The organism is Halorubrum alkaliphilum (assembly GCF_017873815.1).
Classification (GTDB): Archaea; Halobacteriota; Halobacteria; order Halobacteriales; family Haloferacaceae; genus Halorubrum; species Halorubrum alkaliphilum.
The window spans coordinates 1-1109 of record NZ_JAGGKQ010000063.1; the positions used below are offsets into that span (position 1 = coordinate 1).

Consider the following 1109-nt stretch of genomic DNA (forward strand, 5'->3'; position numbering starts at 1 on the left):
GGACGCTCAGAAGATCCATCAACAACGACCGATCTTACAAGAGACACTTGCTACCGCTACACAACCGAGGTGTGAGTCTTAGCTAAAGACGAATGTCCTCTGGCTCGTAACACACACCGAAATTCGCCCGTGGACGTTCACCTAATTGTGGCTGATAAACATCTGGGAGTTCGAGAAGTCGGGCAATCTCGAGTTCTCTGTACACACCATACTGCGTCCGGAGGAAAAGTTTGAACTTCGATATCTCTTCGCGTGATGGAGAGAGAAAAATGAAGCGCTGAAGCACCTCCTGATCGGGCGCGTCATCGTGGTAGAAAAAGGTGTGTGTCTCATAGTCCTCGAGCGCAAACCAGACGAGGTAATCGACTGGACCGTCGTCGACGAAGATGGCTTCTTCAACGGGCTGCTCGGAGAATTTCGGACAGCGCTCACAGAAGGTATCGACCAGATGTTGGACGTAATCTCCTGGGTCGAGTCCGTACTCAGAAATGAACTCTCGAGGCATATACGGCCCTACGAGTAATTGTGGATAAAAACCACCCGAAGCGTCAGAACTTGGCAACAGCTGTCTCTGGGGGTTCCGAGAGCAAGTGCGGCTCGGTTATGGCTGTCATCACAAGGGGCTCAGTGCGGGGGTAAAAGGATCGTCATCGCCGCACTCAAGCATCTCTTTTCGACCGGCTGTATTCAGTTTTCCTTTCTAGATTCGGCTCGTATCACGATTTATCGGGACTGGGAAACCGAGCAACGAATCGACGATTTGGGGATGGAGTGATTTCGAGTCGCACTTCCCGAACCAGCGTATAATACCGTCGTCGACCGTCTTTATACGATCTTAGTATATCTGCATCCGTGAGGATGTCAAGATGGTGGGTCGCAGTTTTCCCATCCATTCCTACCTCTTCCATCAACTCCGAGACGTACATATCGCGACGCGAGAGCAATCGGAGCAGTTCGAGTCGGGGCTTCGATCCGAGTACATCCAGCGAGTCCATATAGAGATATAATTACAACGTACGTGTTTACCCCGAGGTCTCGACAGCCGGCACAGCGTGAGCCCGTGAGATCATTTCATTGTTGCTGACGACTCGACGAAGCTCTTCGTATGG

2 protein-coding genes are annotated in these 1109 nt (G+C 51.4%); both read right to left on the reverse strand.

Going from position 1 to position 1109, the window contains the following annotated elements; all coding sequences use genetic code 11:
- Positions 1 to 82: 82 nt before the first annotated feature.
- The gene (locus J2751_RS15475) at positions 83 to 505 is read right to left on the reverse strand and encodes a hypothetical protein (RefSeq protein WP_209487346.1); all 423 of its coding nucleotides are present in this window, start codon (positions 503 to 505) and stop codon (positions 83 to 85) included.
- Positions 506 to 716: 211 nt separating this feature from the next.
- Positions 717 to 995: a helix-turn-helix domain-containing protein gene (locus J2751_RS15840; protein ID WP_007992425.1), complete on the reverse strand. Its 279-nt coding sequence runs from the start codon at positions 993 to 995 to the stop codon at positions 717 to 719.
- Positions 996 to 1109 lie beyond the last annotated feature (114 nt).

What these genes read in the sequence shown, in the direction of transcription:
- J2751_RS15840 (WP_007992425.1), bottom strand. Translation starts at nt 995, where the DNA reads ATGGACTCGCTGGATGTACTCGGATCGAAGCCCCGACTCGAACTGCTC.
- J2751_RS15475 (WP_209487346.1), bottom strand. Translation starts at nt 505, where the DNA reads ATGCCTCGAGAGTTCATTTCTGAGTACGGACTCGACCCAGGAGATTAC.